Here is a 23,010-nt window from a genome sequence, read left to right as displayed (position 1 = left end):
TACACGATGCTCTCGCCCAATCGGTAGTGACGGGGGTCAGGACTTGGGAAATACCCGGAAGCGCACGTCGTAGCCGGTGTACTTGCGGATATTGATCACACCGGTATCGAGCATCAGGTACTGCCCCTTGATCCCCTCAAGAACGCCTTCTGCCGACGGCGCCTTGTCGAGATTATGGGTTTTGATCTTCTGCGGCCAGACCTCAACCGGGTAACTGAGACCCAGTGCCGGCTCGTCTGTTGTCCGCAAGGCATCCTCGCCGTGGGCCGCTCTCAACTGCGCCAGATCATCGACAATCAGCGCCAGCAGACGTTCACGCTCTGCGGCCAGGTCCAGATCGGCGACGTCGCCTTTGAGCATGGCGCGCCAGTTGGTGCGGTCTGCCACATGCTGTTTGCAGGCGACCTCAACAAATCCCGCCAGTTGCCGCGTGGCGACCCTCAGCATCGGAATGGCATCCACCGCGCCCTGGTCGATCCATCGGGTGGGCACCTGGGAGCCGCGGGTAATCCCAACTTTCAATCCTGACGAGTTTGCCAGATAGACCACATGTTCCACCATACAATGGGTCTCGCCCCATTCGGGCTCACGACAGGTGTCCTCATGGTAGTGGCACTTCTCCGGACTCATGATACAGGTGTCGCAAGCCGCCAGTTTCCGGAAGCAGGGATAGCAGTAGCCCTGACTGAAACTCTTCTTAGTCTTGCGGTCACAGTGGATACAGCGAATGACACCGTCATAATCGATCTGCACCGGGTGGCCAATCAACTCGTTGAGCGGAACCCGGGTATCTCCAACGCGGACCACGTAATCCACCGGTTTACCCGCCTCTGCAGGCATTTTCCGCAACCGGCCACTGACATCCACCAGTGGGCTCAAGATTTGACCTCAACGAACTGTGACGGATCCACCGCGGCCTGACTCGAGCTCTGTTTCACCGACGGGTCACAGGCCGTTCCGGCTTTGCGGCCGCGGTCCAGGTAGCCGGTGCGCTCAGTTTCGGGAATGTTGTGGAGGTTCTCGTAATAAATCACCGCCTCCAGACTGATCTCCCGCTGCTCGGGGGTCAGCTTGCGGCCGTCGGGCCACTTGCCGAGCTCGAGTGAACGCCGCAGGTTGGCGTAAACCGTCGGGTCCAGCCGTTCGATCAGTTCTTCATAGGTCATCTTGGCCTCCTGTGGGCGTGCCCAGAAAAATTATATGCAACCGGTTGACAGATATAAATGATAACCATTATCATTGTTTCACCAAATGACGAAGGTCGTATTCATTTGGTCTCTCTCATCAGGAGCTTTAAGCTCTTTTCATGCCTCGCCTTTTGGCGGGGCTTTTTTTTGCCGTCGTTATCGTGCGGGGCGGCGTACAGGCATCGTGACCGCCAGTGCCAGCCCGGCAATAAACCCGCCCAGGTGAGCCTCATTGGCCATGCGACCCAACCCGAGCATTTCCGGCAACGGTGTAAATCCGATCACCATCCAAACCACGGCGAACGTCACCAGCGCCGGCGGAAACTGGAATCGTGGCAGCCGGCGCTGGCTGAGCCAGCAATACCCGAGAATGCCGTAGACCACGCCGGACAGGCCGCCAAACAGCGGCCCGGACACGAAATACTGCAAGCCGTTAGAGACCAGGCTGGCAAACACAACCAACACCAGCAGCCGAGCCTTGCCATCAAACCATTCAACCTGGCTGCCGAGGAACCAGAGCATCACCGAATTGAAAATGATGTGGGTCCAGCTGAAATGCAGAAAATCCGGCGAAATCAGGCGCCAGACCTGGCCTGCGGTCAGCGTTTCTCTGAGCGCCTCTACCCTGGCTGACAAGGTGTTCCAGGCAAAGTTCTGGGGATCCACCATCATCAGCACAGTGGACAGCTGACTGCGCCCCATATCCGTGACCCAGGCCACTGTCGCGGCGATCACGATCATCGCCAGCACCAGCGGTGCATGGCGGGGTGACGGCTGCCATCGGCCAGCCACAAAAACCGGAGACTGGCTGGTCGCGTTGACCGCTTGCTGCACCTCTGGCTCGGAGAGGAAGCGATCCAGCGCCTCCAGCACCGGGTCGGTATGATCAGGGTTTTCCAGCCAGAGCACCTGGAACCCGCCCTCTTCGGTAATGCGGTAGCCTACCCCCTGCTCCCGCAACCACTGACTGAAACCCGCCAGGTCCAGGCTGGCATCCAACTGTTTGACACGATACACCGGCTACCTCGCCACGCTGTCTTCGCTGGTGGGGTAATCCGACCGCTCCGGCCGATCCACATCTACCCACACGAACTTGTCTTTGGACAACGTACGTTCACCATCCATGCGATAGGCCACTAAACGGCCATATTTTACGGCGCTGTAATCGATACAGGCGACATTGGCCTTGAGGGGTGCCGGGCTGCTGTCCATCCAGTAATGGCCGACAAACACCGGTGGCTCCCCTGCAGGGTAGGAAATCAGCTGTTTGCGCTCCTCGTCGGTCAGTTTCATGCGTGCCACTTCCGGCGGCAGCGGGTCCGGCTGGAACACAACGTCAGCGTAGGTCTGCGGGTTGTCTGCCCAGAACTTGGTGCGGAAGAACTCCCGCACATAGCCGTCTTTACCCGTAATCTTTACCCCTTCGGGCAGGCGCAGATCCGTTCCCCGCAGCAGCGTATCCATGACCTGGCCGGCAAACGACTCAATGGCCGACGAGGCGTGCAGAAAGTCCTCATCAATGCAGGCACCGCCCTGGGATTGCTTGAATTTTTCAATCAGATCGCCGTCCCAGCATGCGTGCACCACCCGAAACCCGTCCTCTTCGATAAACAGGGGGATGGTGTAGAACCATTCAAGAAATTCGTTCCACTCATGGGGGTAATGATCAAACTGCTCAAGGGTTTCCCGGATCAGACGGTCATGGCGGGCATTGTGTTCACGCAGCCACTTCCGGCCGCTGCCGGGGCGGGCGCGGGTGCAATAGCCCAACGCGTTGTATTCGTGGTTGCCCATGACAATGCGCGCCGACCCATGCTCTACCATGTCCCGAACGAGGTGCAGCGCCTCACGGATGCGCGGGCCGCGATCGATGATGTCGCCAATGAAAATCGCCTGCCGCTTCGGGTGCTGGTAAACACCGTTGATCTTGCGGTAGCCCATCTGATCCAGTAGTCGGGTCAGTGTGTGGCCGCATCCGTGGATATCACCAATAATGTCGTAGCCGCGACTCGCGGCGTTTCCCTGTACTGGCATGCTCAACTCGCTGCAATCTCACTGGCCCAGCCCAGCTTATCGCGGCATGTGGCGTAAAAATTGTGATCAACCGGATGGATCAGGCGGATCTTGAACGGCTTTTTGGTGATACGGATGATGTCACCGGGCGCACAGGCAATGTTCATCTGTCCGTCGAAACTGATCTGGGGGTAGGTTTCGTTGGTTTCGCCGATCACCAGCTTGATCTCGCTTTTACCGTCGACCACGATCGGACGGCTGCTGAGAGTGTGGGGGAACATGGGAACCAGTACAACCGCGTCCAGCTTGGGGTGCATGATAGGGCCGCCCGCCGAGAGCGAGTAGGCGGTGGAACCGGTCGGTGTCGATACAATCAATCCGTCCGAGCGCTGGCTGTATACAAAATGCCCGTCGATAAACAGGTCGAACCCGATCATCCGTGTCGATTTACCAGGGTGCAACACCACATCGTTGAGCGCTGTACCAAAGCCCAGGGGCTGGCCGTTACGCTCCACATTGCCATCCAGCAGAAACCGGGTTTCCTCGATGAACTCTCCCTGCAGCACCTGGCCCAGACGCTCTTCCAGGTCAGAGGGCGAAATGTCCGTCAGAAAGCCCAGGCGACCACGATTCACGCCGAGCAAGGGGATTTTGGATTTTGCCAGCTCACGCGCGGCGCCCAGCAGGCTGCCATCACCCCCGACGACAATAACCAGATCACAGATTTCACCCAGCAGTTTCTTGCTTGCCACCTGGAGTCCATGGCCCGGCAACATACTGGCGGTGTCTTCCTCGATAATGACGTGATAATTATTGTTGACCAAGTATTGCTTGAGCTGGCGCAGGGATTCGACCACTTTGACGCTGCCCATACGGCCAATGACGCCGATATTCCTGAATTGATCCATGTAGCTTCCTGTGGTGTCGGGAATGGAGCCGGCCAATAACGCAACGCCGGTGACCGTCTCGGGACAGTTTAACGAAAGTTACCGGGAATCTGAAAAAAGACTCAGTCTGGAGGACAAATCCGTTCAGGCTGTGACCGGCTCACGGTGTTTTTCACAGCGGTCGTCGGTACCCGCCTGGAAATCCGCCGGCTGGCTTACGCGCATCACCGGCTCGCCACAGGGCTCGCCGTCGTCGCCCGGATGCAGGCACACCGGGTTTTCGTAATGCTCGAGCCATTCGCGATAGGCGGGTTCGTTGAGACCACACCGCTCGGCGGCGTAAGCCACCGGATTGCGAAAGTAGGTTTCAATATCCTCGTACGGCAGAGTCAGGTGCCCCACCCCGGCGTGATACGCCACCAGGAAAACCGACTGCCGCTGCAGCTGCTCCATCACCGAGTTCTCTACCGGCTCCTGGTGCCGGAGGTCATAGTTTTCCTGCTCGAGAGCCACGATCTTTTCGTCCCTGACCTCCAGCTCCCGCTTTTTGCGCTCCAATTGCTCCCGGATCAGAACCATTTCTGCATCGCTGTTGGCGTCCTGCCGAACATCCTGCTCTGAGTTACGGGCAATCTGCTCCTGCATGGTGAGGTACTGCTCGTTACGCTCAGCCAGGCGCGTCTTCAACTGCTCATTGCTCAACCGCTGGCGCTCGTATTTCTGCTCAAGCGCCGACATCTAGCTGCGCAGCGCCTGCATTTCCAGGCGGTGCTCGCGCTGGATATCAGCCAGTGAATCCCGGTGCACACTCTGCAGCGTCTTGATGCGCAGCCGCTGCTCACGAATCAGCTGGGCCAGGCGGGCCCGATCTGCAGTCTCTGCCTGCGGTGGCTCGGCGGCCAGGGTGGGAATCTGTTCTTCCTGTGCGGGCTCAACCTTGCGGAACTTGAGACTGTTAGCCTCAATCGCCTTGCGGATGAATTGAAAGGTATTGCTGCCCGGAGTCATATCCGGATCCCAGAGCTCTGGCGCTACAGCGGGATCCGGGCATTGGCTGCGACATACGAGGCGGATAGGGCCGGCCCCCATGTCAGGCCCCTTGGCGCCCACCAGAGCCAGTTTTTCGATGGGGATATTCCAATGGCTGTCGGCGCGGCCTTCCTCGTCAAAGTAAATCCGGAAAAACACCAGCGAGCGGACCAGAAGATCGCCCCCCAGGTTTACCAACACCGCCCTGACGTCGGTTTCCGCCAGGTCTGAAAGCCCGACATAACCGTCCAGAAAAGCACCAAACTCTGTCGCCCGCATTTGCCGCGACACGTTGCTGCCATCCATGAAAAACACCGCCGAATAACCATCACTTGCCTGGTCGGCAGATACCATCGTTGACTCCCCGCTCGTTCAAACCTGACACCAGAACGCCCGGCACCCCAGACTGTTCCATCTGAACGGTACGCCGCGAACATGGGTGCCAGCAACCCGGCCCGGACCCTGCAGGGTCTCGGGCCAGATTTTATTATCTGACTGCTCTAACCATCATAGTCTAGCCAGACTGACGGCGGGGGACAGCGAAAAACTGAAACGTTTTGTGATCAGATCTCCGCGGCGAGACGACTGCCCTGATCGATGGCACGTTTGGCGTCCAGCTCTGCCGCCACATCCGCACCTCCGATCAGGTGAACCGCAAGCCCGGCCGACTCCAGACCCTGTTGCAGCTCTCGCAGCGGCTCCTGACCGGCACAGAGGATGATGGTATCCACCGGCAGCAGTCTGTCTTCGCCCTGCTCTGCGCCCTTGGGAGTAACCGTAATGTGCAGGCCCTGATCATCAATCTTGCGATAGGTCACGCCGGGCATCATCTGAACCTGCCGGTTCTTGAGCGAGGTGCGGTGAATCCAGCCCGTGGTCTTACCCAGATTTTTACCGACTTTCGACGCCTTGCGCTGCAGCAGATACACCTCACGGGCCGGCTTCGGTACTTCCGGCGTCACGCCCTGAATGCCGCCGCGGTGCTCAACACTGAGATCAACGCCCCACTCCCGCATGAAGTGGTCCGGATCCAGGGCCGCCGAGGAGCCTTTGTGGACAATGAATTCGGACACATCAAAACCGATACCACCGGCTCCGATGACCGCAACCCGCTGGCCGACCGGCTTACGCTCCAGCAAGGCATCCAGGTAGCCGATCACCTTGGGGTGATCCACACCCTCTATTTCCGGGATGCGCGGCATCACACCGGTAGCCAGCACCACATGCTCAAAACCGCTGGTCTTCAATTCCTCGGCATCAACCCGCGTATTCAAGCGAACGTCCACGCCGTGCTTGTCCAGCATGACGCGAAAATAGCGCAGGGTTTCATAAAACTCTTCCTTGCCGGGAATACGCTTAGCAACGTTGAACTGACCGCCAATCTCGCTTCCCGCATCGAACAGGGTCACCTGATGACCACGCTCCGCTGCCACGGTGGCGAAGGCCAGACCGGCAGGACCGGCACCGACAACGGCGATGTTCTTCGGCGCCGCGGTTTTCACGTAGGTCAACTCGGTTTCGTGACAGGCACGGGGGTTGACCAGGCAGGACGTCAGCTTGCCACTGAAGGTATGGTCCAGGCAGGCCTGGTTGCAGCCGATGCAGGTGTTGATCTCGTCAGCCCGGTCCTGAGCGGCCTTCAGCACCAGATCCGCATCCGCCAGGAATGGGCGCGCCATGGACACCATATCGGCGTCGCCGTCCGCCAGAATCTTTTCGGCCACATCCGGCATGTTGATACGGTTGGTGGTGACCAGCGGAATTGACACCTCGCCTTTCAGGCGCGCAGTGACCTTGCTGAACGCGCCCCGCGGAACCGAGGTGGCGATGGTCGGAACCCGCGCTTCGTGCCAGCCGATCCCGGTGTTGATGATGGTCGCGCCGGCCTTCTCGATTTCTTTTGCCAGGTGAACCACTTCACCCCAGGTGCTGCCATCTTCAATCAGGTCCAGCATGGACAGACGGTACACCAGAATGAAATTGGCCCCGACCCGCTCACGGACACGACGCACAATCTCGATGGGCAGACGAATGCGATTCTCGTAACTGCCACCCCAGCCATCGGTGCGGTGGTTGGTGTGGGAGACAATGAACTGGTTGATGAAATAGCCTTCCGAGCCCATGATTTCCACGCCGTCGTAGCCGGCCCGCTGGGCCAGGGCGGCGCAGTCTGCGTAAGCCTGAATCTGTTTCTCGATGCCGGCTTCGTCCAGTTCCCTGGGCGTGAACGGATTGATCGGTGCCTGAATCGCTGACGGTGCGACCAGGGATGGCGAATAGGCATAGCGACCGGCATGGAGAATCTGCATACAGATTTTGCCATCGGCGTCATGAACGGCTTTGGTAATGACCTTGTGCCGGTCCGATTCCTCTTCGTTGGTCATTTTCGCCGCGTGCTGAAACACACCACCCTCTTCGTTGGGCGCAATGCCCCCGGTCACAATCAGCCCCGCACCGCCGCGTGCGCGCTCGGCATAGAAAGCGGCCAACCGGTCGAAGCCGTTTTTGGCCTCCTCCAGACCGGTGTGCATGGAGCCCATCAGGGTCCGGTTACGCAGGCGGGTAAAGCCCAGATCCAGCGGCTCCAGCAGATTCGGGTACTTGGTCATGCCGGGTGTTGATGCTGCGGTCATTGTCTCTCTCCTCGGGGAACACCGTGGTCAGGAAATCTCGGTAGCCGGTCATGTCGCCGGCGCCTGTCTTGTTGGTGTCTCTAAATTACCGATGCCCCTTGCTTTGAACAATATCCCTGGATTACATTTTATTATCTCTGGATAACATGTAAGACAAAGGCATCCATACACACCATGATGAACCAGGCCGGCAGAAAGCCTCGAAATTCACTCGGCGACATCAGCGTGCTCTACGTCTCCGTGCTCATGCGGGCCATTGCCGAAGAGGGGCATGATGCTGCCGCCTTGATGGGGCGATTCGGTCTGACCAGTGAGACCCTCACCTCTCCCGATGCCCGCATCAGCATTCCGCGATTCATGCGGCTCGGGCAGGCAGCCATCGAACTGACTGGCAACCGGGCGATAGGCCTGACCATGGGTGAGCTGACGCGGCCAGTGGATGCAGGCATCGCCGGACTGGCCGCGCAATGCGCACCCACCACAGCCGGCGCCCTTGCCACCCTGATTCGCTACAGCCTGCTGACCAGCCGCAACAGCCGCGGCGCAGCCAGCACCTCGGGGAACGGCGAGCAGGCGCACTTCTACTCCATTCGTCCCTACAATGTGTTCAATTATTTCGTGGTGGATTCTGTTCTGGCAGCCTGGACCCGCTTTGTGCGCATTATCAGCGGTGAACATCGGGCGCTGGAGCGGGTAACCATCGAGTACCCGTCCATCGGCCTCGATGACGCATTCGAAGCCTGGTTCGCCTGCCCGGTGCAGTTTGGCGCCCGTCATAACCAGTTGATCCTGGCTCCGGGCGTCGGGTCGCTGCCGTCGCGACAAGCCCAGCCTGCCATGTACGCGTCACTCACCCGGCAATGCGACGAGGCGCTGACACGTATACGCGGCGGCTGGACCACCGGGGACCGGGTACGGGATCTGCTCATGCCCTTGCTGCAGGGCACCACGCCCTCACTGGACACCGTGGCCACACGGCTGGGCACCTCCCCATGGACGCTACAGCGGCAACTGGCGGAGGAGCATACGGGATTCAGGGAGCTGTTGGACGATACCCGCAAAGATCTGGCCGGCGACTACATCCGGGAAACCCGAAACGCACTGGCCGAGATCGCCTGGCTTCTCGGCTTTGCCAACCCGGCGGCATTCCACAAGGCTTACAAACGATGGTTCGGCATCAGCCCGGGCGAGCACAGAAAACAGTTTCATGAGGAACAGACGCGCAAAGGGATACGCTAGGGAATAAGGAACAGGGAGAGAATCGGAATTCAGAGAGAAGGAAAAATGGCGGAGCGGACGGGACTCGAACCCGCGACCCCCGGCGTGACAGGCCGGTATTCTAACCAGCTGAACTACCGCTCCGCGTGAGCCATCACCTTCAGGATGCAACCGCTTTCTCGTTTAAGATCAAGCTCTTCCATCCACCACAATCAGGGGCCTGACTGCTTGGTGACAACGAGGGCGCATTATAAAGACGCCCCCGTTTATGTCAACGCTTTTTCCGAAAAAACTTCACAGACGTTGACCCAATTACATGGCATCAACCATCGCGTCCTTGCCCTGTGCGGTTTTGCGGTATTCGATCGGCGTCATGCCGGACCAGCGCTTGAATGCACGATAGAAGGTGCTGGGCTCTGAAAACCCCGTCAGATAGACGATCTCGTCAATGGACTCATCGGTCGTGGCCAGCAGCTGCCGCGCCAGGCGGTAGCGGAAATCGGCAAGCACCTGGTTGAAGCTGGTCTCGGCTTCGGTCAAACGGGTGCGCAACGTGCGGGGCTTGATGCCCAGCCTTTCGGCCACCGCATCCAGCGTGACCTCACCGCTATCCAGCAGCTCCGCCACGATACGTTCGACCTGGCCAACGATGTCTTTTTTCTCGAGCCGGGCAACCTGCTCACTGGCAAAACGTTCATGCAGGTCCAGCAGCTCGGGCTCGGCATGGGGCGAGGCGTGGGAAAGCATCTCGACGGGGAAGTACAGGCGGTTTTCCTCGGCGCCGAACACCACCTTACAGCCGAGAATTTCCTCCACATGTTCATGACCGCCTTCACGTTCGTGTTCAAACTCAATGCGGGATGGCCCAAACTGATCGTTGGTGATCGATTTGAAGAAAATAATAATGCCCTGCACGAAACACTCGTTGAAGTGCCTCAGCCGGCTGATTACCTCGGAGGCGGCGTCCAGCACCATGCAGGCCTCATCGCCTTCGATGAAAAAATCGGTGTTGGCGGCATCGCTGAGCAGACGCTGATAGTTCTGTGCCCGGCGCAGACCTTCACCAAAGGTGGGACTGCTCAGAAACAGATACTCAAGCACCTGCCCTTTGTAGGCAGGGAGCAGCTGCCCCAGATGCAATCCGATGTCAGGGTCACGGGATACATCCTCGACGGCTTGCCAGAAGTAGACCTGAGCGCTATGGGGGGTTCTTAACTGATCGGTGTATACGTAATTTTCGTCAACACCCAAACGGCTGAATATCGCATGCGTGTCGATACCTTTCCTTTTCATCGCCTCGTAGATCAGACGTAACATCACTCCTGCGTCACGAAGTTCCTGCATAACATCCCGCTTTATAGTTGTGTTTGGATAACGCCTTGGCCCATCGGACACTCTCCGCTGTGAGCCAAGTCAATGTCGGATCTGGCCGGGTTTGCCAGACTTTGAGGCTTTGGTCTCATATTAAAGCATATCAGGCCACGCGCGCACAGTTGTACCAGAATATGTAAAACGTCCTCGCTTTTCAGTCACCAAACGCCCTATAACTGTTTCAACGTGTTGGAGTTTCAATACCATGCCGGATATCTCGATCTATCAGAACAGCCCCCCCTCGCTCTGGTCACTGTATGGCAAGGCCGTTCTGCCAAGGGGGCAGAGTGCCGGCTCCGACATCGTCATTCCCGACCTGCGGGCGCGGCTGGTGGGTGTCAGCACAGCCAACGATAACCTCGACCGCTATCGCAAAGTGTGCGGCTTTTCGTCGCAGGCCAGCGTGCCCATCACCTGGCCGCACATCCTGGCATTCCCGCTGCACCTGAAACTGTTGACCGAAAAGACCTTTCCCCTGCCCTTACTGGGACTGGTGCACCTGCGCAACACCATCACCCAGCACCGTCCCATCGGCATTGGCGAAACGCTGGATATTGATGTGCGCCTGGGCGGCCAGAAACAGGGCTCGAAGGGACTGGAATTTGATCTGATCACCGAGGCGCGGTCCGCCGGCAGGCTGGTGTGGGAAGAAAACAGCACCACTCTGTTCCGCCAGCCCCAAGCCGGCGGTTCATCCGGTACAGGCCAGCCGCCCGAACTGCAACGCTTTCCCAACACCGTGAACATCAAGGCACCGGAATTCATCGGCCGCCAGTACGCCGGCGTTTCCGGTGACCGCAATCCGATTCACCTGCACGCGCTGACGGCCAAGGCCTTTGGATTTCCCCGCGCTATCGCCCACGGCATGTGGAGTAAGGCACAGGCCCTGGCCTGCCTGGAACAACAGCCGGGCTGGAACGGCACCAATGTGACGGCCAGCTGCCAATTCAAGAAACCCCTGTTCCTGCCAGGCACTGCTCAACTGAACTGGCAAGCCGGCTCCGGAAACTGGGATTATCAATTGCTGAATGCGAAAGGGGATGCACCTCACCTGACCGGTGAGGTGAGCTGGGGCTAGTCAGCCCGGCAGGCGTTGGCGACAGCACCGGCAACGGGTAAAGTGAAATAGAAACGGGCGCCGCCATCCTCGGGGCGCTCGAAGCCGATGTCACCACCCTGCGCCTGGATCAGCGATCGGCACATCGACAGCCCAATGCCCATACCGTCCTGCTTGGTGGTGTAGAACGGCAGGAACAACTTGTCCTCAGCGCCCTCCGGCAATCCGGTACCGTGGTCGCGCACCTCAATGCGCACACAGCCGCTGCCACACAGGGCCGCAGACACCTCCACCGGAACGGATGACCCCGTGCCGCGGGTTGACTCCAGGGCGTTACGGATCAGGTTGAGGGCCACCTGCTGGACCTGGATCGGATCCGCCAGCACCTCAGGCAGGCTGTCGTCCACCGTGACCTCAATGCCACCTTCGTTATTGCGCATATCCACTTCCGCAAACTGGCGGGTGTCTTCCAGCAGCGCCGGAACCGACAGCACCTCTTTGCCCGTCGCCGGTTTTTTCATGAACCGGCGGATGCGGCGGATGATCTCACTGGCGCGATGGGACTGAGCCTCGATTTTGTCGAGGGTTTCCTGCAGCAGCTCCCGGTCAAGGGTGTCTTTCGCCGTCATGCGTTTGGCAACGCGGGCGTAATTAGTGATCGCAGTCAGCGGCTGATTGACTTCATGGGCAAATCCCGCAGCCATTTCCCCCATGGTGGACAGCCGCGACGCGTGGGCCAGCTGATCACGTTGTTCCTGCACCAGCTCTCTGGCGGCATCCAGCTCCTGCTCGTTCTCCAGCTCGGTGGTAATATCCTGGAACACCACCACCGCGCCGTGCAGGGTGTCCCCTTCCAGTTTTGGGGTAGAGCGGTACTCGGCCGGAAACGAGCTGCCGTCCGCCCGCAGCAGGGCAATGTCACGCTGGTTTTCAGCCACACCCTGCTGGCAGGTGGCCTGCACCGGCAAAAGCGCAAACTCGTCACCGCTGGCCGCCATATGCAATTTGAAGAAGTTTCGGCCAATCAGTTCCTCGACCGGGCTGCGCATGATGAGTGCCGCGGCCGGGTTGGCAAACACGATGTTGCCGCCCGCATCGAGCCCGTAGATCCCTTCGCTGATGGCATTCAGAATGCGGGCCTGATCGTTCTCGAGCTGACGGTTGCGGGCCTGCAGCTCTCTTTCAAGGCGGATAACGCGGGCGTGGGTCTTGACCCGGGCAATGACTTCCTGGGCCTGGAAAGGCTTGGAGATGTAATCGGCGCCGCCAAGTGAAAAACCTTTGACCTTGGCCTGGACATCGTCCAGCGCAGAGAGGAACACCACGGCGCTGTCGGAGGTCACGGGGTCGGCCTTCAGACGCTGACACACCTGATAGCCGTCCAGTTCCGGCATCATGATGTCCAGCAGGATCACCTCCGGCTGGTGACGATGCGCCAGATCCAGGGCTTTTTCGCCATCGTTTGCAATCAGCAGGCGATAACCTTTGTCTTTCAGGGTTTCATAGAGCACTTTCAGGTTCTGGGGATTGTCATCCACCAGAAGAACCGTTGTCTCTTCAGTCTCGCTGACAACTGCAGTCATATAAAAGGGCCGGTTGGAAAATTACCCGTATCATGCCGGCCGAATCAACGGGCGTCGATAAGGTCCTTTACGGACAGGACCATACGAACCAGATGCGCGAGGGAGTGGGTGCCCATCTTGTGCATCACCCGGGAGCGGTGAATCTCGACGGTACGCTGGCTGATCTCCAGCTCGATGGCGATCACCTTGTTGGCCTGACCGGCAATCATGCGATCCATGATCTCATGCTCACGCGGGGTAAGGCTCTTGATGCGTTTGATAATTTCCTGTTTCTCATCCAGCGACTTGCGCTGCTCCAGATCCTGCTCCAACGCCGCCTCTATCTTTTCCAGCAACGCCTCTTCCCGATAGGGTTTCTGGATGAAATCCACGGCCCCTTCTTTCATTGCATCGACCGCCATGGGCACGTCGCCGTGACCCGTCACAAAGATGATGGGCAGAATGGAGTGCTTTTCATTGAGCTTTTTCTGAAGCTCCATGCCGTCCATGCCCGGCATGCGGATATCCAGCACAATGCAGCCGGCCATCTTCTCGGAATAGTCTCCGAGGAACGCGGTCGCATTCTCATAGGTTTTTACTGGCTTGCCATCGGACTTCAGCAGCAACTCGAGGGAATCCCGAACGGCCTCGTCATCCTCGACCACGTAAACGGTTTGCTGGATATCAGTCATGTGCACTTGCTCTCCTGTTCTTTATTATCAGGGCCGGTCAGTGGATCGACGGATCTTTATGCTCGTCCCGGGCGTGCTCCTGACGCTCGTGCTCGCGCATCTTTTCGAGCCGTTGCTGGATAATGCCAAAAACACTCTGCTTCGGGTACCGGCCGTTCTCATCGGCTTTACCGGCGGGTTTGCCCAGCAACAGGGTGATCGCCTCTTCCGCACGCGCCACAGAATATACGGCGAACTGGCCTTTTCGCGTTGCCTGGACCACCTCACTGTCCAACATCAGGTTCTGAACATTGGTAGACGGCACAATGACCCCCTGAGTTCCAGTCAGACCGCCCTTAAGCTGACAGGTATTGAAAAAACCCTCAACTTTCTCGTTCACGCCGCCAATCGGCTGTACTTCGCCAAACTGGTTTATCGAACCGGTGATCGCCAGATCCTGCCGCACCGGCAGTTCCGACAACGCGGATACCAGCGCACACAACTCCGCCAGCGACGCGCTGTCACCGTCGACTTCACCGTAGTTCTGCTCAAAGGTGAGACTTGCCGACAGGTGCATGGGGTCATTCACCGCAAAGTGCGCTGCCAGCCAGCTGCTGAGAATCATCACACCCTTGGAATGGATGTTACCGCCGAGTTTGACGTCTCGCTCGATATCCATCACCGCACCGTCTCCATAATAGCAGGTGGCCGTAATGCGATTGGACAAGCCGAACTCGAAACCGCCGGTGGATAACACCGACAGCGCATTCACCTGCCCCACACAGGTGCCAACAGTAGACACCAGCGTTGAGCCGTCACGGATGGAATCGTAGAACTGATCGCGAATCCGGCTGCTGCGGTATTTGGCACTCTCCAGCGCCCGCTCCACGTGCAAATCCTGAATCAGCTTCGCCCCGGCCTGGCGGGCCCAGAAATCCGACTCCCGCAAGAGATTGGCAATATCCGCGGCATGCAGGGAGAGCCGGTCCTGGTGTTCCGCCATACGAGCGCTGTATTCAATAATTCTTGCCACCGCCTTGTTAGAGCAGTGCAACAGTTTCTTTTCACTGACCAGGCTGGCGATGAATTTGGCGTACAGAATCTGGCTGTCATCCGAGCGGTACATTTCGTTCTCAAAATCCGCCGTGACCCGGAACAGTTCGCTGAACTCCGGATCGTAATCCTGCAGCAGCAACCAGGTTTCCCGGTCACCGAACAGCACCAGTTTCACTTCCAGCGGGATGGCTTCCGGCTCAATGGAAATGGTGCCTGACAGCGTCAACTCCCGCTCCAGGGAGTTGATCTGTATCGACTTGGAACGCAAGGCCCGCTTGAGCGCGTCCCACACAAACGGCTGCTCCAGCACCTTGATGGCATCCATCAACAAGTAGCCGCCGTTAGCACGATGGATACTGCCCGGCCGAATCAGGGAAAAATCGGTGAACACAGTGCCTTTATAGGTGACGTTTTCCACGTAGCCGAACAGGTTGTGGTAGGTGGGGTTATCTTCCACAACCACCGGAACCTCGTCCGTTTTCTGATGCACCAGCACGTTGACCAGATAGCGGCGGGGCATCTTCTTATCGAGGGAGGCATAGGCAATCGCCGCCTGCTCCTCGTTGTCCTCGAGGAAAATATCGAGGTTTTCAGCCATATCCTTGCGAACCGCCTCGATATACTCAACCACTTCGGGCAGTTCCTTGTACCGCGCCACCAGCTCATCCAGCTGATGCCCGGAAATACCCTCAAGGGTTTCCTGATTCAGGGCCTGCTGTTCTTCGGCGTAGTCCTGCTCCCAGTCCGCCAGCTTGCGCAGCGCCTGACGCAGCTTTTTCTCAAGGCGATTAATGTCCTCTTCGAATTTGTCCCGTTGCTGATCCGTCAGGTTCTTGAACGACTCCGCCGTGTGTGGCTCGTCGCCGTTCATAGCCACCAGACGATACCCGCCGGGTGTGGAAATGGTCAGGCTGACTTTCTTGCGACGGGCCTGAGCGGCCACCTTTTCCAGCTCGTCTTCCTGCTTCTTGCCGTATTCGCTTTTCAGCTGTTCAGAGCGTTCCAGAAAACTGTCACTGTCGAACGTCTGGGGGATGATTTTCATCAGCCGCCCCATCAGCTTTTCCATGTCCTGCTTGAGCGTGGTGCCCTTACCAGCCGGCAGCCGCAGCACCTTGGGCACCCGCGGTTCCTCGAAGTTCGCCACATAGCACCAGTCATGGCTACTGTGTTCGGTGTCCACGTGATGCTCAAGGTAGCGAAGCATCATGGTGCGCTTGCCAAGCCCGTTGCGGCCGACCGCGTAGACGTTGTACCCGCTGTGGGGCATGGCGAGCGCGAAGCGCACGGCTTCCTGGGCGCGGTTCTGGCCAACAATTTCCGCCAGCGGCTCCAGTTGCCGGGTGGTTTTGAACGGCAGATCTTTTAGAACACAGGCTTTGTAAAGCTGGTGCAGGGACAGTGACTTCAAGGTTCGGTCCTGTAACGGTCAGAATGCCTGGCGATCACCCGCTCGGGGGCGGAGCCGCCTTCTGGTTTTGTTTATGGGCGGTCATTGTAGAATCTGCTGCCGGCTATGTCGCGTTCCAGCCAAACATTTTCCAACCGACGTCCGACAATCCGGTTTTTGTTATTCAGTTCACAATTTCAGCCCTGGTTATTTTTCAGACAGCTGTTCCAGAACTAAACTTCATCTCCCGGCGGACGTCCGGGTTACAACAATCATAAGAGTCGCAATGGATGCTGATTGATGATGAGTGATTCGGCAGACCGCAGAATCAAGGACCGTTACCCCGCCATGTGCCTGAGGGTCCGACTGCGTGAGCGCGGTTTTTTCGGCCGGGGGAAACACTCCACGGCGGTGACCTGTCTCGATATGAATCGTTATGGCATGGCCGTGTTGTGTCCGCGGCCAGTTGAGCCCGGCGCCCGGCTTCATCTGGATTTTGATGGCAAGTACATTTCAGAGTCGCGGGTGGCGGCGGAGGTGGTGAATTGTCAGGCGTTCCAGACCGGCTATCGGGTCAGTATCAGGTTCAGTTATTGCTGTGACAAGCGCGGCTACTCTCGGACCGTGGACAATGCCTTGTCGCGAATCGAGGGCTTTTACAACCGTTTCGCCGGTTAGCATCGGCGCCGGTATGAGCGCATCCGCATCAATTGTGCTTCTGTACCGCTTTTTGAAGTAACTTCTAGAGAACTCCGGCATCCAGGCTGGCGGCTACATACATCCCCAGTTCCCGGCACTGTTCCTCGAATTCGTCTCGGTAATCACCGCGGCAAATCAAAGGTTCCTGAATCAGCTTCCAGCGCAGACCGGTGGTGATGCTCTCAATGGCGCGATGGGTGCCGGTACCGTCATGACCGGCGCGAATACAGTAAGTAAAGGGCAGGCCCTGGGTCTGCTCCAGGCAGGGATAGTAGCTGCGATCAAAGAAGTCTTTGAGAGCACCACTCATGTAGCCGAGGTTTTCCGTGGTGCCAAGGATAATGGCGTCACAAGCGAGAACGTCATCGGGGCCGGCCTCAAGGGGCGGTAGAACGGTGACGTCAACATTTTCGATATCCGGATGTCTGGCGCCCTGCTCTATGGCATTGCGCAACTTGAGGGTGTTCGCAGAGGGCGCATGGGCGACGATTAAAAGTTTCTTTGCCTCAGTCATGATTAAACCTCCCTATCGTAATTTCCGACTGCCCCCTCACCCCAACCCATGTGCCTGATCAGCGCAGAGCCTTCCCTTCCGGACAACGCTACAAGCACATCCATGTGCGCTTGATCTCCAGGTTTGGCGCATGCCCCGCCAGAAATCTGGAGATCGACAAAAGACCAACCGATTAAATCAGCTCTCCATTCGTTTCTGCCGACTCGGCTTTTTCAGCCTCGGCGGCGTCTTTTTTGGAAACCGGTTTCGGCATGAGCTTGTCGCGCACCTTGGCTTCGATTTCGTGGGCGATGTCCAGGTTCTCTTCCAGGAATTTACAGGCGTTGGCTTTGCCCTGACCGATCTTGTTGCCGTTGTATGCGTACCAGGCACCGGATTTGTCGACGAAGCCTTCTTTTACGCCCATATCGACCACTTCCGCCATGTGGTAGATACCCTTGCCGTACATGATCTGGAACTCGGCCTGTTTGAACGGCGGAGACACCTTGTTTTTCACCACTTTGACGCGGGTTTCGTTGCCCACCACTTCGTCGCCATCCTTCACCGCACCGATCCGGCGGATGTCGAGGCGTACGGAGGAATAGAACTTGAGCGCGTTACCACCGGTGGTGGTTTCGGGGCTGCCGAACATGACACCGATCTTCATACGGATCTGGTTGATGAAAATCATCAGGCAGTTGGCGTGCTTGACGTTACCGGTCAGCTTGCGCAGCGCCTGGGACATCAGGCGGGCCTGCAGGCCCACGTGGCTGTCGCCCATCTCGCCTTCGATTTCGGCTTTCGGCGTCAGTGCCGCGACCGAATCGACGATGATGACATCAACAGCGTTGGAGCGAACCAGCATGTCGCAGATTTCCAGCGCCTGCTCACCGGTGTCCGGCTGGGACACCAGCAGTTCGTCCACGTTTACGCCCAGCTTTTCGGCGTAGACCGGATCAAGGGCATGCTCGGCGTCCACAAACGCGCAGGTTTTACCGGCTTTCTGGGCTTCGGCAATCACCTGGAGGGTCAGCGTGGTTTTACCGGAGCTTTCCGGGCCGTAGATTTCACAGATCCGGCCGTAAGGCAGGCCGCCTATACCCAGCGCGACATCCAGACCCAGGGAGCCGGTGGAGACCGCAGGAATGGCTTCGCGAGGCTGGTCGCCCATTTTCATGACAGCGCCCTTGCCGAACTGACGTTCGATCTGACCCAACGCTGCGCTCAGTGCTTTCTTGCGGTTGTCTTCCATCGGTGCAAAACCCTCATGCCTGTATATTTGAACAGTATTAAAACATAACCGGTTGGCAAGACCAACCCCTGTTTTCAGGATCGCTTCACATACTCGCTAACCCCTTGCAACGCATACAGAACCGCCTGTCGCCGCACGGCATCGCGATCACCCTCGAAGCGCTTCCGCTTCGCTTCCGTGGTGTCGCGGCTGCTGCCCCAGGCAAACCAGACGGTGCCTACCGGCTTTTCGTCGCTGCCCCCACCGGGGCCGGCAACGCCACTGATGGCAACGGCGACATCAACGCCGGTGACGGCCAGGGTGCCGGCCACCATGTCCCTGACGACCGGCTCGCTGACCGCACCAAACGCCTCGAGGTTCTGCTCAGGCACGCCAAGCAGCTCGTGCTTCGCCGCATTACTGTAGGTCACCAGACCACCCTGCACATAGGCGGATGAGCCGGCGCGATCGGTCAGCACCTTCGCTACCCAGCCGCCGGTGCAGCTTTCGGCCGTGGCGATGGTACATTCGTGCTGCATCAACAGATCGCCCAGCGTCGCGCCTGCCCTCTCAAGATCCGAATCGGTGACGGACATATTGATCTCCCTCGTTTCATCCGCGGCATTATTTTCTTACAATCCGGGGCTCCGTTTAAAGCCAATGGATCCGGACGCCTTCATGTCAGCAGCTCAGACCGACCTCTCCCACCACACGCCAATGATGAGGCAGTACCTCAGGATCAAGGGCGAGCACCCCAATGAACTGGTGTTCTATCGCATGGGGGACTTCTACGAGCTATTTTACGACGACGCCAAAAAAGCCGCCGAGTTGATGGACATTACGCTCACCGCCCGTGGTCAGTCCGGTGGTAACCCCATACCCATGGCCGGCATTCCCTATCACTCCGCTGAGGGCTACATTGCCCGGCTGGTTCGGGCAGGTCAATCCATCGCCATCTGCGAGCAGATTGGCGATCCTGCCACCAGCAAAGGCCCGGTCGATCGCCAGGTGGTGCGCATTGTCACCCCGGGCACCCTGAGCGACGACGCCTTCCTGGAAGACCGGCGCGACAACCTGCTGGTGGCCATTTTCAACCACCGGGAGCGCTTTGGCTTTGCCTCCCTGGACATATCCAGCGGCCGTTTCGCGGTGTCGGAGCTGGACGATCTGGAAGCGCTGCAGGGTGAGCTTCAGCGCCTGCGCCCGGCGGAAATTCTGATCAGCGAAGACTTTCCCTACCAGGAGGTGCTGGACGGCTTTACCGGCGTGCGGCGCCAGGGGCCGTGGCTGTTTGAATCCGACACCGCACGCCGGGTAATTACCCAGCAGCTGCAGGTACGGGATCTGACCGGCTTCGGCTGTGAAGAGCTGACCCTGGCCGTCTGTGCCGCCGGCTGCCTGCTCCAGTACGCCAAGGAAACCCAGCGTACCGCCCTGCCCCACATTCGCAAGCTGACTCGTGAGCGCCGGGAGGAAGCGGTGATTCTGGACGCCACCAGTCGCCGCAATCTGGAAATTGACACCAACCTGATGGGTGGCCATCAGCATACCCTCGCCTGGGTCATGGACCGCACCGCCACTGCAATGGGTGGTCGCGAGTTGCGGCGCTGGCTGAACCGGCCGTTGCGGGATGTGGACGTGGTGCAACAACGCCAGCAGGCGGTGTCGGCGCTGCTGGAGGGTTTCCACTACGAGCCGGTCCACGACCTGCTGAAAACGGTAGGCGATATCGAACGGGTTCTGTCGCGGGTTGCCCTGCGCTCCGCCCGTCCGCGGGATCTGGCACGGCTGCGGGACGCCTTTGCGGCCTTACCGGATTTGCAGGAAACCCTGAAACCGGTGAATTCCCACCACATCGTCAAACTGGCCACGGTGATCGGCGAATACCCGGAACTGGCGGACCTGCTCGAAGGTGCCATCATCGACAACCCGCCGGTGGTGATCCGCGACGGCGGCGTGATTCGCGAAGGCTTTGACGAGGAACTGGACGAGCTGCGCAACATCAGCGAAAACGCCGGCCAGTACCTGCTGGATGTGGAGACCCGGGAAAAAGAGCGTACCGGCATCAGCACCCTGAAGGTGGGCTACAACCGCGTTCACGGCTACTACATCGAGATCAGCCGCGCCCAGTCCGGGCAAGCACCGGTAGATTACATCCGTCGCCAGACCCTGAAAAACGCGGAGCGTTTCATCACCCCGGAACTCAAGGAATTCGAAGACAAGGCCCTGAGTGCCAAAAGCCGTGCTCTGGCGCGGGAAAAATCGCTCTACGATGAGGTGCTGGAAACCGTCGCGGCGCAGCTCGCCCCCCTGCAGGATGCCGCCCAGGCTCTGGCGGAACTGGACGTACTGAGCAACTTCGCGGAACGGGCCACCAGCCTGCGCTTTACCGCGCCGGAATTCAGCGAGATGCCGGGCTTCGATATTGAGGAAGGTCGGCACCCGGTGGTGGAGCAACTGCTCAGCGAGCCGTATGTGCCCAATGACCTGCTGATGGATACCCAACGCCGCATGCTGGTGATTACCGGTCCCAACATGGGGGGCAAGTCCACCTACATGCGTCAGGCGGCGCTGATTGCCCTGCTGGCCTACACCGGCAGTTTTGTGCCGGCCAACCGCGCCATTCTCGGGCCGGTAGACCGCATATTCACGCGCATGGGCTCCTCCGACGACATCGCCGGCGGCCGCTCAACCTTCATGGTGGAAATGACGGAAACCGCCAACATTCTCCATAACGCCACCGAATACAGTCTGGTATTGATGGACGAAGTGGGTCGCGGCACCAGCACGTTTGACGGCCTGTCACTGGCCTGGGCAACGGCGGAGCACCTGGCGAAGGAAATTCGCTGCTACACCCTGTTTGCCACTCATTATTTCGAGCTCACTCAATTGGCGGACGACCTGCGCCACGCTGTGAACGTCCACCTGACGGCCACCGAACACGACGACAGCATCGTGTTCCTGCACAATGTCCACGACGGCCCCGCCAGCCAGAGTTATGGTCTGCAGGTGGCCAAACTGGCGGGCGTACCGCAGGATGTGATTCGCAACGCCAAGGTCCAGCTGGCCAACCTGGAAAGCGCCAACGCCGCGGCCCCGGCACAGGCCACGACTACCGCGGCGCCCGCCACTCGGGCTGTCCGTGAACCACTGGCCAGTGAGACCGCCTGGCAGAGCGACATGTTTGCAGGCGCGGAACCGAGCGCGGTGGAAGAAGCGCTGAAAGATCTCGATCTGGACGATCTCACGCCGCGGGATGCGTTAAACCGGCTCTACCTGTTGAAGGAAATGCTGCAAAATAAGCGGTAAAAGCGGCCAGATTGACCTATGTAATAACGTTATAGCAGGGTGACGCTTGCGGGACCGGGGGCTGCTCCCTACAATATCGCGCAATTATTATGACCAACTGATGAGACTGACCACTGGACCAGGGACCTGACTATGGCCTTTATCGTTACTGATAACTGCATCAAGTGTAAATACACCGACTGCGTAGAAGTATGTCCGGTTGACTGCTTTTACGAAGGCCCGAACTTTCTGGTAATCGACCCGGACGAGTGTATCGACTGCGCTCTGTGCGAACCGGAATGCCCGGCTGAAGCTATCTTCTCCGAAGACGAACTGCCGGCCGGTCAGGAGCAGTTTGTTGAGCTCAACGCCGATCTGGCGGGCAAATGGCCGAACATCACGGAAAAGAAAGACCCACTGCCGGATGCGGAAGAGTGGGACGGCAAGCCCGACAAACTCCAGTACCTGGAGAAGTAACGGTAGGCGTTTGAATGCAAAAATAAAAAGGGAAGCCTCGGCTTCCCTTTTTATTCGCCTGCCGGAAACCCGCTCAGTTCCCCGCCAACTTTACCCCCATGGCAACGAAAAAACCGCCAGTAAGCGCATTCAGGGTGCGCTTGAATCGGACACTGGCGCCCATGCCCCGAAAACGCACCACCACCCAGGCCAGACCACTCTGCCATGCCATCGCCACCGCGAAATGCACCCCCGCCAGCACCATGGACTGCTGAAGTACACTCCCGGCCGGATCGACAAACTGGGGTAACAGTGCCATGTAGAACAAGGCGGTTTTGGGATTCAGAACGTTAGACAGCAGCCCCTCCCGGAACGACTGCCGACGGTTCACCCTGCGCCGCGGCGCCGGCTGCTCCGGCCGCCCAGGCTCATTTCCCCGGGCCATGGCCTGTCGCAAGGAGCCGATTCCCAGCCACACCAGATAACAGGCGCCCGCCCACTTGAGCACAGAGAACGCCCAGGCGGTTTCCACCAGCAGTATGGAAATACCCAGGGCAGACAGGGTGGCATGCAGAAACAGCCCGCTGCAGATGCCGGCACTGGTCACCCAGCCGTCCGCCAACCCGCCGCGACCCGTGTTTCGCATCACCAGCAGGGTGTCCACGCCGGGGGTGACGGTCAACAGGGTGATGGCCACCAGATAGGCCCAGAACAGCTCGGAAACCAACACGCTACGCCTCCATCAAGGTGCTGATGGGAGCCTTGGCGA

Annotated in this window: 21 protein-coding genes and 1 tRNA gene; 5 read left to right on the top strand and 17 right to left on the bottom strand. The window is 58.8% G+C overall.

The window, feature by feature from the left end; genetic code table 11:
* Positions 1–36 precede the first annotated feature (36 nt).
* From MLC70_RS14075 to MLC70_RS14040, 8 genes are all read right to left on the bottom strand, one after another.
* Positions 37–879 carry a DUF2797 domain-containing protein gene (locus tag MLC70_RS14075; RefSeq protein WP_248184818.1) on the bottom strand — a complete coding sequence of 281 codons (843 nt, stop codon included), beginning with the start codon at positions 877–879 and terminating at the stop codon, positions 37–39.
* Complete coding sequence (locus MLC70_RS14070; RefSeq protein ID WP_248184817.1) at positions 876–1,166, bottom strand: YeaC family protein; 291 nt, start codon at positions 1,164–1,166, stop codon at positions 876–878. The genes MLC70_RS14075 and MLC70_RS14070 overlap by 4 nt, the downstream gene beginning before the upstream one ends.
* Before the next feature lie 177 nt (positions 1,167–1,343).
* Positions 1,344–2,204, bottom strand: a complete 861-nt coding sequence (locus MLC70_RS14065; protein ID WP_248184816.1) for a rhomboid family intramembrane serine protease — start codon at positions 2,202–2,204, stop codon at positions 1,344–1,346.
* A gap of 3 nt (positions 2,205–2,207) precedes the next feature.
* Entirely contained in the window at positions 2,208–3,221 is a 1,014-nt protein-coding gene (locus MLC70_RS14060; protein ID WP_248184815.1) for a metallophosphoesterase, read from the bottom strand.
* 2 nt (positions 3,222–3,223) lie between these two features.
* Positions 3,224–4,108, bottom strand: a complete 885-nt coding sequence (locus MLC70_RS14055; RefSeq protein ID WP_248184814.1) for an NAD(+) kinase — start codon at positions 4,106–4,108, stop codon at positions 3,224–3,226.
* Between the two features lie 123 nt (positions 4,109–4,231).
* On the bottom strand, positions 4,232–4,825 hold the full coding sequence (locus MLC70_RS14050) for a hypothetical protein (protein ID WP_248184813.1): 594 nt from the start codon (positions 4,823–4,825) through the stop codon (positions 4,232–4,234).
* Entirely contained in the window at positions 4,826–5,470 is a 645-nt protein-coding gene (locus MLC70_RS14045) for a hypothetical protein (RefSeq protein WP_248184812.1), read from the bottom strand. It abuts the gene before it with no gap.
* A 209-nt stretch (positions 5,471–5,679) separates the two neighbouring features.
* On the bottom strand, positions 5,680–7,749 hold the full coding sequence (locus MLC70_RS14040; RefSeq protein WP_248184811.1) for an oxidoreductase: 2,070 nt from the start codon (positions 7,747–7,749) through the stop codon (positions 5,680–5,682).
* A 174-nt stretch (positions 7,750–7,923) separates the two neighbouring features.
* On the opposite strand from MLC70_RS14040, the gene MLC70_RS14035 reads away from it, so the two are divergent.
* Positions 7,924–8,988: an AraC family transcriptional regulator gene (locus MLC70_RS14035; RefSeq protein ID WP_427902110.1), complete on the top strand. Its 1,065-nt coding sequence runs from the start codon at positions 7,924–7,926 to the stop codon at positions 8,986–8,988.
* Between the two features lie 46 nt (positions 8,989–9,034).
* On the opposite strand, the gene MLC70_RS14030 is transcribed toward MLC70_RS14035, so the two are convergent.
* A tRNA-Asp gene (locus MLC70_RS14030) sits at positions 9,035–9,111 on the bottom strand.
* 168 nt (positions 9,112–9,279) lie between these two features.
* Entirely contained in the window at positions 9,280–10,284 is a 1,005-nt protein-coding gene (locus MLC70_RS14025) for an AraC family transcriptional regulator (RefSeq protein ID WP_248184810.1), read from the bottom strand.
* 259 nt (positions 10,285–10,543) lie between these two features.
* Here MLC70_RS14025 and MLC70_RS14020 point away from each other — a divergent pair, with 259 nt between their 5' ends.
* Entirely contained in the window at positions 10,544–11,416 is an 873-nt protein-coding gene (locus MLC70_RS14020; RefSeq protein ID WP_248184809.1) for a MaoC family dehydratase, read from the top strand.
* On the opposite strand, the gene MLC70_RS14015 is transcribed toward MLC70_RS14020, so the two are convergent.
* From MLC70_RS14015 to MLC70_RS14005, 3 genes are read right to left on the bottom strand one after another with little or no spacing between them, the layout of a single operon-like run.
* Positions 11,413–12,978, bottom strand: a complete 1,566-nt coding sequence (locus tag MLC70_RS14015; RefSeq protein ID WP_248184808.1) for an ATP-binding response regulator — start codon at positions 12,976–12,978, stop codon at positions 11,413–11,415. The genes MLC70_RS14020 and MLC70_RS14015 overlap by 4 nt on opposite strands.
* A 44-nt stretch (positions 12,979–13,022) precedes the next feature.
* On the bottom strand, positions 13,023–13,649 hold the full coding sequence (gene fixJ / locus MLC70_RS14010) for a response regulator FixJ (RefSeq protein ID WP_248184807.1): 627 nt from the start codon (positions 13,647–13,649) through the stop codon (positions 13,023–13,025).
* A gap of 37 nt (positions 13,650–13,686) precedes the next feature.
* On the bottom strand, positions 13,687–16,095 hold the full coding sequence (locus tag MLC70_RS14005) for a Lon protease family protein (RefSeq protein ID WP_248184806.1): 2,409 nt from the start codon (positions 16,093–16,095) through the stop codon (positions 13,687–13,689).
* A gap of 279 nt (positions 16,096–16,374) precedes the next feature.
* Here MLC70_RS14005 and MLC70_RS14000 point away from each other — a divergent pair, with 279 nt between their 5' ends.
* Positions 16,375–16,752, top strand: coding sequence for a PilZ domain-containing protein (locus tag MLC70_RS14000; RefSeq protein WP_248184805.1), 378 nt, complete (start codon positions 16,375–16,377; stop codon positions 16,750–16,752).
* 64 nt (positions 16,753–16,816) lie between these two features.
* Here the strand turns inward: MLC70_RS14000 and MLC70_RS13995 are convergent, their stop codons facing one another.
* The 3 genes from MLC70_RS13995 to pncC all read right to left on the bottom strand — a co-directional run bounded on the left by MLC70_RS13995 (position 16,817) and on the right by pncC (position 19,093).
* Positions 16,817–17,287 (bottom strand): flavodoxin family protein, encoded by a 471-nt coding sequence (locus MLC70_RS13995; protein WP_248184804.1) that lies wholly within the window; start codon positions 17,285–17,287, stop codon positions 16,817–16,819.
* A gap of 172 nt (positions 17,288–17,459) precedes the next feature.
* Positions 17,460–18,518, bottom strand: a complete 1,059-nt coding sequence (gene recA / locus MLC70_RS13990) for a recombinase RecA (RefSeq protein WP_248184803.1) — start codon at positions 18,516–18,518, stop codon at positions 17,460–17,462.
* Between the two features lie 74 nt (positions 18,519–18,592).
* Positions 18,593–19,093: a nicotinamide-nucleotide amidase gene (gene pncC, locus MLC70_RS13985; RefSeq protein ID WP_248184802.1), complete on the bottom strand. Its 501-nt coding sequence runs from the start codon at positions 19,091–19,093 to the stop codon at positions 18,593–18,595.
* An 82-nt stretch (positions 19,094–19,175) separates the two neighbouring features.
* On the opposite strand from pncC, the gene mutS reads away from it, so the two are divergent.
* Together mutS and fdxA are read left to right on the top strand one after the other, a co-directional pair.
* A complete protein-coding gene (mutS, locus tag MLC70_RS13980; RefSeq protein ID WP_248184801.1) occupies positions 19,176–21,806 on the top strand; it encodes a DNA mismatch repair protein MutS in 2,631 nt (876 codons plus the stop codon).
* Positions 21,807–21,938: 132 nt separating this feature from the next.
* The gene (gene fdxA, locus MLC70_RS13975) at positions 21,939–22,262 is read left to right on the top strand and encodes a ferredoxin FdxA (RefSeq protein WP_248184800.1); all 324 of its coding nucleotides are present in this window, start codon (positions 21,939–21,941) and stop codon (positions 22,260–22,262) included.
* A 73-nt stretch (positions 22,263–22,335) separates the two neighbouring features.
* Here fdxA and MLC70_RS13970 read toward each other — a convergent pair whose 3' ends face one another.
* A complete protein-coding gene (locus tag MLC70_RS13970) occupies positions 22,336–22,971 on the bottom strand; it encodes a LysE family translocator (RefSeq protein WP_248184799.1) in 636 nt (211 codons plus the stop codon).
* Positions 22,972–23,010: the final 39 nt, after the last annotated feature.

Origin of the sequence: Marinobacter goseongensis, from assembly GCF_023156235.1 — a bacterium.
Lineage (GTDB): Bacteria > Pseudomonadota > Gammaproteobacteria > Pseudomonadales > Oleiphilaceae > Marinobacter > Marinobacter goseongensis.
Note: the sequence above shows the minus strand (reverse complement) of the source record. Positions and strands in the feature narration are given on the sequence as shown.